We start from the raw sequence: 9922 nt of genomic DNA on the forward strand, positions 1-9922 counted from the left end.
GCATCCGGCGGATACAAGAAATCCACCTGCACCAAACGGCGTTCCCCCGGCTTCATATTCACATTCACCAAAGGTTCTCCCTGCTGTCCCCTGCGCTGCACGATGTGAATGTAGCGCGTCAAAGTCTTGCCCGTATCATCCTTAAACATCACCGGCACCGTACCTCGGAAAAATATCCGATTTTCGGGCGGATCGTAAAACATCAATCCCCCCGATTCTGTATTTGCTTTAATCGGTGTTTGCATTTTAATAGTAACAGATTGAGATTCACGAGATTTGTTGTAAAGTGGAAAAGTTAAGTTGTATTGAATGCCGTAATTACCGTGAGCAAAATAAGCAGTATCGGGATAGCGAGCTAACATTTTAGCGCTTTGAATTTCACCAGTTCCAAAAGTACCCGTATCCGTAGTGCTCAGAGCATAGGAAAATGACTCGCCGCGCTTAGGAACAGTTAAATAATCGGTTCTCGAATTGTCCGTAATTTTAGCTTGCCACTGGGAACCCTCAGCTACTCGTGCCAAGCGGCCATAAATTTTTTGCACCGGATTTTCGTCTTGCGGAGTTGGTGCCAAATCTCTCGGCCCCGCTAAACCTTTGGTATTTAAAATATTTTCCCACTCTTCTAAAGTCGGATATTGTTCGACTCCTCCTTGACTTTGAGGAGCAAACATTGCTAATGATGCTACATAAACCGAATTGCTGCTGGACATTCGCATTAAAGTCGATCGACCGTTGGAAGAAGGCGTGACATTCCACACAGGTAAAAGCAGCGTTTGACCCATGAAAGCGCTGATGTTGCCTTTAATTATACCAATTCGCCCGATCGCCCAATTTAGCACAGACGTGGCGCTCAGCTTTCGATCGCACCTTCCTGAGTCCGCGCACCCTTTCCAAAATTGTTGGGCGTGAAGTCGGTTTCGATCGTCGGACGCTCAAACAATTTACCAATTACCCACTTACGTTATTTCTGTTTTAGGACTACCAACGTAATGTCGTCAAAAACTTTATGTTTGTCAATATGTTGCAGCAGATTATCAATTACTGCTTGTCGAATTTCTTCAGCCGTTTTGTGGCGATTTTCTTTGGTCACTTGGCACAATCTTTCTATGCCGTAATACACGTTATTTATATTTACAGCTTCGGTAATTCCATCTGTGTAAAGCACTACTACATCCCCTGGATTAAGATGCACTTGAACTTGGGAAACAAAATCAGCAATATCTTCCTCTAATCCGACAGGAAAGCCGAGCTCCGTTGTATCGATCCGTTCGATGTTACCATCAGTACGGACTACAATTATTTCTTCATGTTGACCGCTGATGGTAAAGTTACTATCTTGATAATCTAACAAAGCCAAGGTCATGTTTTTAGACGAGTCGATGCGCTCAATATTGGCATAAAGGGTGCGGTTTAACACATCAAGAAACTTCACCGGATCGGTCTCGTTCATTTGTTGGAGAGTGCGGACGGCGGTTTGCGCCATAATCATTAATACGCCACTTTCTAAACCATGTCCCGTAACATCGCCGATGCTAATTTTTACCTTATCATTTTGGGTTAGCACGTCGTAGTAGTCGCCACCAACTTCATCGGCAGGTTCCATATATCCAGCTATTTCTAATCCTTTAATTTTATCCAGTTCTGATTGTTTGGGCAAGATCATTTGTTGCAGTCGTTTGGTGACTTCTAACTCAGCACTGAGGCGGATGTTTTCGGCTTTAAGTTTGTCGTTGAGGCTGCTAATTTCCTGGTTTGCTTGGGCGAGTTGGGCTGTGCGTTGTTGCACTTTATCTTCTAAAGTTTGATAGAGACGGGCATTTTCGATGGAGATCGCAGCTTGGGCGGAAATGATGTTGAGGACTTCTAGGCGATCGCGCGTAAAAGCCCCCGCTGTTAAATTATTTTCTAGGTATAAGATGCCCACCAACTTACCTTGATTAATCAGGGGGCTACACAAGATAGATTTAGGTCGCTGCTGAATAATATACGGGTCAGAGGCAAACCTGGTTTCAGTGGTTGCATCATCGATTGCAAGAGTTTCTTGCGTGCGTTCTACATAATTAACCAGCGAGAGAGGAATCTCTTGACTTTCAGTCGCTGACTTGGATATTAATTGACATTGTTCACCCGTACATTGAGCTTCAATTTTCCACTTACCTGCTGGGTCAGGTATGATGAAATAAAACTTTTCTGCTCCGGCGTTTTCCAGCAAGACTTGCATCAACTTCGAGATTAACTTATCTAAATGAACTTCCCCTGAGAGAGCTTGGGAGGCTTTGATAATTGTTGATAAATCCAGCTCGTTTGCAGCACCTGAAGTGGTAGAAGTGACAGTGGTTCTGGTCTGAACAACCGTTTCGTCTCTTCCACTCGTCAGGCTATTTTTTCTACCGACGATAGGTGCGAGTAATTCAGCATGGCGCTCTTCTAAATCCTTAACTTTTGCCTTGGCTCCCCAGCGAATATAAGCATAGTAAGCGTCTATCATGTAGGTACGCGCTACTTTCTGACGACCTAAAGTTAAATAAAATTCTGCTGCTAGTTCATTGGCGAGGGCTTCGTGCTGGACGTATCCATTTTCCTTGGCTCCATCTATCGCCCGGTCGTAATATTCCATTGCTGAGAAAGATTGCCCCAATACGCGGGCTTTTTCTGCTTCTACTAAGTCATACTTATGCTGGTAATTGGCTGGGCAATGGAACGCCCAATATTTCATCTTTTGCTGATTTTCTTCTACTTGTTTCAGGTATTGTTGCTGCTTTTCCTCAGTTTCCTGAAAATACTGAGCTAAAAGAGCCAGAGAATAGTAAAAAATATGTTCTGAAAAGCTAAAGTTACTGTGGAGCATTGTTGAATAATTGACTCCTGTAATACCATGCTCTATAGCCATTGCATAATCTTGGAACAAATAGCAAAGCATGGTTTTAGCAAAAAACACTCTAAACAAGGCAATTGTATTATTAATACTTTGAAGATATGCGATTGTCTCTTCTTCATTTAACAGGTCGCCAATTAATAGCAATTTATTGTCTGCTCGACCCATTAAATTTGCCACTAACTGACCGATAATTTTGATGAGATAAAGCTGATGTTCTTGGGACAGCTTAGCTGTTAAATCGCTATAATTTTTTTGTTGCTCTTGCACATAATCCAGATGCTCTCCCTTAAAAAGCAGATGTGAGCAATAGTAATCAGCAGCATGACAAGCATATTCTATATCACCGACTTCTAAGCCGTTATTAATTGCTTGAAGCAAGGGGTCTATAGTAGTTGCCAGAGGCTCTTTTTGATGGTGATTACTGATAAAAATATTAACGAATATTTTAGATAAAAACTCTTTTCCATTTAACCGATCCAACAACTGCAAAGATATTTGACCCAGTTTATAGCCAGAATCTATGTCTGGTATTAGCCAAGATATGAGTGAACCATAAATAGAATAAGCGTAAATAGAAACCAACGAATTTCCGTATTGAATCGAGAGTTCAATCATAGTATATAGAATCGGTAGCGCCATTGCGCTCGATCCAAAACAAGCAGGAGGCCATATAAGAATTAAAATTTGCATTGCCGCTAGCCTGTAGCGATCGCTCATTTCTGGCAAGTTCGCTAACTCCTCGATATTTAACTCTTGGGGGGGTGATTGGGATAGGGCCACTCCCAGCATTTCTAGAACTTGCAGTCCGGTATCTACCGCAGAATTGTTCTGGTTTTTAGCGAGGTTAAGCCTAATTTTCAGTTCGTATAAGTTGACTTGTTCGAGAATTGTTTTGGCTTTTTGGAGAGTGCGATCGCACAAAATTTCCGCTCGTTCTAAATTGGCATTGAGATATTCGGCTTCCGCCGCTTCCCGATAAAAATTAAATGTCAGATCGTATCTACTTTCCCAGCTATCTTGACTCAGGAGTTCTATACCTACATTCAAATAATTAACAGCGGCTTCATATGCAGTAGCTGCCTTCGCTTTCTGTCCAGCAATCAGGTTTAATTCAGCCAACTCATCTTTTTCTGACTGATTAGTTAGCAAATCTGTGCCAAAATTCAGTTGGTTAACCAGAGCAAAAATATTATCTTTTCGCTCTTGCTCTGTTGTATTATTCAGCAACAGTTGACCAATTTTCAGGTGAGTGGCTTTTTTGTCTGACTCTGGAATCAAAGAATAGGCTGCTTGTTGCACGCGGTCGTGCAAAAATCTGTAGTCAACTTTGATATCGCGTATAGATGCCAACTCTTCCTGGGCAAAGACTATAGGAATTTTGTAATTTTCAGACAGCGGCAGAATCAAACCCGCTTGCATTGCCTCCCACAAATGAGCAGCCGTCGCTAAGTTTGATTCTTCATTGACAATTGATAAAACTTCTAAGTTAAATTGGTTGCCGATACAAGCCGCTAATTTTAATGATTTCTGGGTTGTTTCAGGGAGTTTGCGAATATTGCGAGCAACCAGTTCAACGATATTGAAATCTGCGATACCAATTGCTTGGATTTGTTGAATATCCCACTCCCAACGGTCTATATTTACCTGATAAACTAACAGATTTTCCGAATACAGGGTTTTGAGTAGCTGCGTTAAGAAAAACGGATTGCCTTGGGTTTTATTAAAAAGTAACTCTGAAAAAACTTTTATTTTGTCTGAATTTACGCTGGCATCCAGAGTGTCGGCGATTAATTGGTTGACGCTATCCAAAGCCAGCGCCTGAATGGTGATATTATTCACCACCGTTTCAGTTTCTTGAATTTTTTCTATTGTCTGAATTAAAGGATGAACGGGACTGACTTCGTTATCTCGATAAGCTCCAATCGTTAACAAATATTTGCTATCTGGGTCAGTGACTAAGAGTTGAATTAACTTTAGAGATGCCGAATCTGCCCACTGTAAATCGTCTAGGAATATGACTAGCGGGTGTTCGGGTTGACAAAAAACGCGAATAAATTGTTGAAATACCCGATTAAATCTGTTTTGTGACTCCGATGAACCCAGTTGAGGAACTTCAGGCTGTTTACCGATAATTAGTTCGACTTCCGGGATAACATCAATAATAACTTGACTGTTATTATCTAGCGCTTTTAATAAGTTTTCTTTCCAAATAGCAATCTGTTCGTAACTTTCAGTTAATAGCTGACGAACTAATTCTTGAAATGCTTGGATTAACGCCGCATAGGGAATATTGCGCTTAAACTGGTCAAACTTACCCGCAATAAAATATCCCCTAGCTGCTACAATTGGTTTATGAACTTCATTGACGATTGAAGTTTTACCAATCCCGGAATAACCGGAAACTAACATCATTTCGGTAGCACCGAGGCTGACTCGTCCAAAGGCATCTAGAAGAATTTGGACTTCGGTTTCTCTACCATAAAGCTTCTGGGGAATGAGTAATTGATTGCCGCGATCCCGTTGGCCGATGGGAAAATTTTCAATCTTGCCAGTTGTCTGCAATTGCTGCAAACAAGTTTCCAGATCAAATTTTAATCCCGCCGCAGTTTGATATCGGTCTTCCGCATTTTTTGCTAACAGTTTCATGACAATATCTGAAACCGCTTGAGGAATTTCTGCTACCTCTTTAGGTGGGACTGGTTGTTTGGCAATATGACAGTAAACCAACTCCATCGGATCGGTGGTAGTAAATGGCAACTGGTTGGTCAGTATTTCATAGAAAGTCACTCCCAAAGAGTAGAAGTCGGTGCGGTAGTCAATTGCTCGATTCATCCTCCCCGTTTGTTCGGGTGACATATAAGCGAGAGTCCCTTCTAGCAAGTTGGGATTGCTAATGCTTTGGTTTTTCAATTCCAAGCGCGATGAAATACTAAAGTCAGTCAGTTTTACTTTTCCGGTCGCTGGATTGATAATGATATTTGAGGGCTTAATGTCTTTGTGAATGATCGGTACTTGATGGAGATAGATCAAAGTTTCGGATAGAGCGATCGCGCCTCTAATAAACTGGATTATTGACAGTTTATTAGCTGCTATAAAATTAGCAAGTGATTGACCGCCAAAATCTTCTAAGATTAGAGCATAACTATTTTGATAATTGTTTAAACTGTATGTTTTGACAAGCCCTTCACAATCTAAATTTTGAGTAATTATAAACTCTTGCCTTAAATTGGTGATTTGTTCTAGGGTAGGATATTCATCTTTTATGATTTTAACAATAACAGGTTGTTGCTCCCGATTTCTTATACCTCGATAAACAACCGTTCTAACCCCGTCGTAAATCTTTTCTCTAATTTCGTAACCTGAAATACCTATCATTAATTTTTACCTTTACCTTTTAATAAACTATTATTGCTCGCAGCCCGATTCTCCATGAATCTAGCTGCGAGCAAATTTTTACTCCCTTGCAAAACGCGGGTACAACTCTTTAGCAAACAACTCCTGAATCTCTTGCTCGAACTCCGGAGGGTATTGGAAGTTCTTTGCTAAGTCCTCATAATCTTCTTTCAACGAGATTTTGTATGTAGTTGAGTGAGAACCTATCTCTTGTAACCAAGCTGTGTGCAATGTGAAGGCAAACTTAACGGGTGAATCGGATGAATCGTAAAGTTTGCAGATTGCTCCTTGCGATAAAGCCTCAGCATTGAAAATCCAAATTTCATTTCTTTCTGGAGCGAAAACGGTACATACAATATAACCATCTGTTGAACTCCCTTGGTTTCCACGGCGCGGCATAAACTGTGGCGAACTCACCATGTAGCCCGGAGGAAACTGGTATTGATCGGCGATATCCATTGAGCAAGTTTGTAGTCGGAACAAACAAGGTGGTATACCCTTTTCAGCGAGGCTCAAAACTTGTGAGTGTGGCACTTGCTGGTACTTATAGTTCCGGTATAAGTAGCACATAAACTGCGTCATCAAATCCTTCCAAAGTCCAAAAGAACTCCAGTAAATATTATCCAGATGTCCGGGAGTCATGCCGGAAGGTAGTCTGTCAAGATAGGTGTATAATGATGGGCCCCAGGTGTATTTTTGATCTGAAATAACTTTTGACTCAATGGGTGTTTCCTCCTGGCTTTTGCCATCAATTACGTAGCGTCCCAAGCGGCTGATATCCATCATATTGAGTTCCATCCCAGGCCAGGGAGAAGACACGGCATCGTGGGGCGGATAGGGGGAAAGGTCATAGGTGCGGAGCCATTCAGCAACATCCCAAGCACAAATATGAGAGATGTGGAGCGTAATTTTGTCGTCAGGATTGTCATAGTTAACCAGAAAGTGAGAAGCTTCGAGAGGAATCACCACTTTTCGCACGACAACTTTAACTTCCGGTTCATTCATCGCAGGGTGTTGTCCCTTTGTCAATTCACTGCGACTGACAATATAAAGGATAGAGTCGGGTGAAGGCGCACTTTCTAACAAGTGTCTGAGAATTCTTTCTCGCTCCTTGTGGTCTGGAAAAGGATTGTTGAGTATCTGCGCGAGTCCAGTACTAAAGGATGTATCCATCAACACCACATAATCTTTGGTTACTCCCATCTGATGGATGGTTTGCTTAATGCTGACGGGTGAACCATCGGGGTTGACAAGTGTCCACCGCTCTAAAGGATTTACGCCATCCCAACGAATCAGATAGACGAAATCTTCTAAACCTTTAAATTGTTCCCAAAATTGACGGACTTCTGGAAAAAGTTTATCTACTTCCTCAAGGGAAGGAACGGTGTCAATAAAATTTTCTAATGACCTGCCGTAATTGACTGCAAACATTTCGTGGGTGTAGGTATCAAAGGCAGGATGTGCGGTACTAAAAATGGGTGGAAATAGATAGGGCAGATTAATTTCAGGACGCCACTCTTTATTTGACCCAACTGGAGTAATCACCTCAAGGGTATCTGTATCAATTTCATAAGGACGACCCGCGTCATAAGTTACTAGCAGGCGCTCAGGTTCGTCTTGAGAGAATTTTACGGGCAGAAAAGCTGTATTTAACTCGTTGCGAGCGCCCAGAAGTAAGGAAAACCTTAAGATCCCATGATTGCGAAATCCCAACTTAGTGCCTTTAGTTGCTTCGTCAAAATGGTAATCTAGTGGCTTGGTAATCTTTGTCTTCAAAGTTACTTTACCTTTTTGATCGAAATCAAGTCGGTAAACCATGCCGTCGCCATTCAAGAATGAGTCTCCGTCTTTAAAGGGGAGACCGCCTGATTCAACGGTGCCCACTGGCCCAATGAAAAAGATGTGACCCTGTACGTCGTCTGGTAAGTGGCCTTCAAAAATCTCTAGCTGGTTGTCCAGTTCTTCCCGACTGGCGGTCATAATCGACTGGGGAACTGGCGGACAGCCTGCTTTGGTATTGCTTTTAGTGGGTTCGCTCATGTGGCTCTCCTGAGTTAAAATGTAATAATGGTAACAGTGTAGATAAGTATTTGATTTATGAATGGGAAATGAGGACTGTAACTTAGATACTATCTTTGATAAAGATTTCATATCTATTATCCCATCCCCTGCTTCAAAGCCCAATAGGAATCGACATTAACTTATTATCGGCTCTCTCGTACTTATGGTGATAACGTAAGCTAATAATTTAGCACGATCGAGGGTTTCAACGTTCAGCTTTTAGATACTTAATATCATCTGCTACTTTTAAGACCAAGCATCGGGGAGAGCCGAGGAAAAAATTATGTGATTAAATGTTTGCATCGACACTGATGTCATGAATGCTGCACAGGGGCGCGTAACAAGTCGGGCGTTGCTGAGTTAGAGTATGAATAGGAGGAATAATTTATGCAATGCCCAGAATGTAAATCAACCCATATCCGTAAGAACGGCAAGAAGAAAGGAAAACAGAATCACATTTGTGTCCAATGTGGTCGTCAATTCATTAATCAGTATGAATCCCATCGAGGTTATAGCGAGAGCATCAAACGTGATTGCCTAAAAATGTACGTCAATGGTATGGGTTTACGGGCTATAGAACGAGTTAAGGGAGTTCATCATACCGGGCGTAATAAATTGGGTAAAACAAGTCGGAAAACTGTTACCAGAGGTTTATGACCCTGAAGTCATTCCAGAAGTTGGTGAGCTCGATGAATTACAAACTTATGTAAAAAAAAAACAGACAAAATCTGGTTGTGGACAGCGGTTGACCACTTTCGACCAGGAATTTTAGGATGGGTATTAGGGGATCATAGTGCTAAGACATTTGAACCATTATGGAACCAAGTAAGTGCATGGAAATGCTACTTTTATGTAACTGATGGATGGTCTGTATATCCCATGTTTATTCCTGATGAGGATCAGATCATCAGTAAGACTTATATGACACGAGTAGAAGGAGAAAATACGAGACTAAGACATTATTTAGCCAGACTACATCGGAAGACTCTTTGTTATTCTAAGTGTGAAAAAATGCTCAAGCATTCTATTAAGTTACTAATACATTACTTGAAATTTCACGATATTCCCATTCCTGGGGCATTCATACCTTGATTCAGCAACGCCAAGTCGCTTTAGCTGTCATATCAAGGTGCGACTGGGCTAAAATGTGGCGCGCCACATTTTTGGGGCAACTGTTCAATTAATGCCATGATATAAATGTGTGGCAATGCTCATACTGACGATCGCCACCAACCAACAACCAATTTGGGCTAGAACTACCAGAAGGTTGCCAGCCTCTGCGCTCTCAAATGGGTTCTATAAAACCGACACATTTTTAATGACGATAATTTTAACCAACGACGACGGCATCGATGCTCCGGGAATTCAAGCACTTTTGCAAGCAGTAAATGGCAAAACAATTATGGTGGCTCCCCAAGGGCAATTGTCGGGCTGCGGGCATCAAGTGACAGCCCACAGTCCGATTCATGTCGATCGGCGATCGTCCGTGGAATATGCTGTAGGGGGAACACCCGCCGATTGCGTGCGTATTGCTCTTCATCACCTTTGTGCGAAGCCGGATTTGGTGCTTTCGGGTATTAACGCAGGTGG

4 protein-coding genes and 1 pseudogene are annotated in these 9922 nt (G+C 41.9%); 2 read left to right on the forward strand and 3 right to left on the reverse strand.

The window, feature by feature from the left end; all coding sequences use genetic code 11:
- The 3 genes from QUA36_RS29835 to QUA36_RS29845 form a co-directional block, all read right to left on the reverse strand.
- Positions 1-839, reverse strand: an 839-nt coding sequence (locus QUA36_RS29835; RefSeq protein WP_333459996.1) for a DUF3370 family protein, incomplete at its 3' end; no start/stop codon positions are given.
- A 122-nt stretch (positions 840-961) separates the two neighbouring features.
- Entirely contained in the window at positions 962-6253 is a 5292-nt protein-coding gene (locus QUA36_RS29840) for an AAA family ATPase (protein ID WP_333459997.1), read from the reverse strand.
- A 78-nt stretch (positions 6254-6331) separates the two neighbouring features.
- Complete coding sequence (locus tag QUA36_RS29845; protein ID WP_333166423.1) at positions 6332-8311, reverse strand: carotenoid oxygenase family protein; 1980 nt, start codon at positions 8309-8311, stop codon at positions 6332-6334.
- A 408-nt stretch (positions 8312-8719) separates the two neighbouring features.
- Here QUA36_RS29845 and QUA36_RS29850 point away from each other — a divergent pair.
- Positions 8720-9424, forward strand: a pseudogene (locus QUA36_RS29850) (IS1 family transposase).
- 226 nt (positions 9425-9650) lie between these two features.
- On the forward strand, positions 9651-9922 hold a 272-nt coding region (locus QUA36_RS29855; RefSeq protein WP_333459998.1), incomplete at its 3' end, for a 5'/3'-nucleotidase SurE.

This window comes from Microcoleus sp. Pol10D4, from assembly GCF_036701555.1.
Taxonomy (GTDB): Bacteria; Cyanobacteriota; Cyanobacteriia; order Cyanobacteriales; family Microcoleaceae; genus Microcoleus.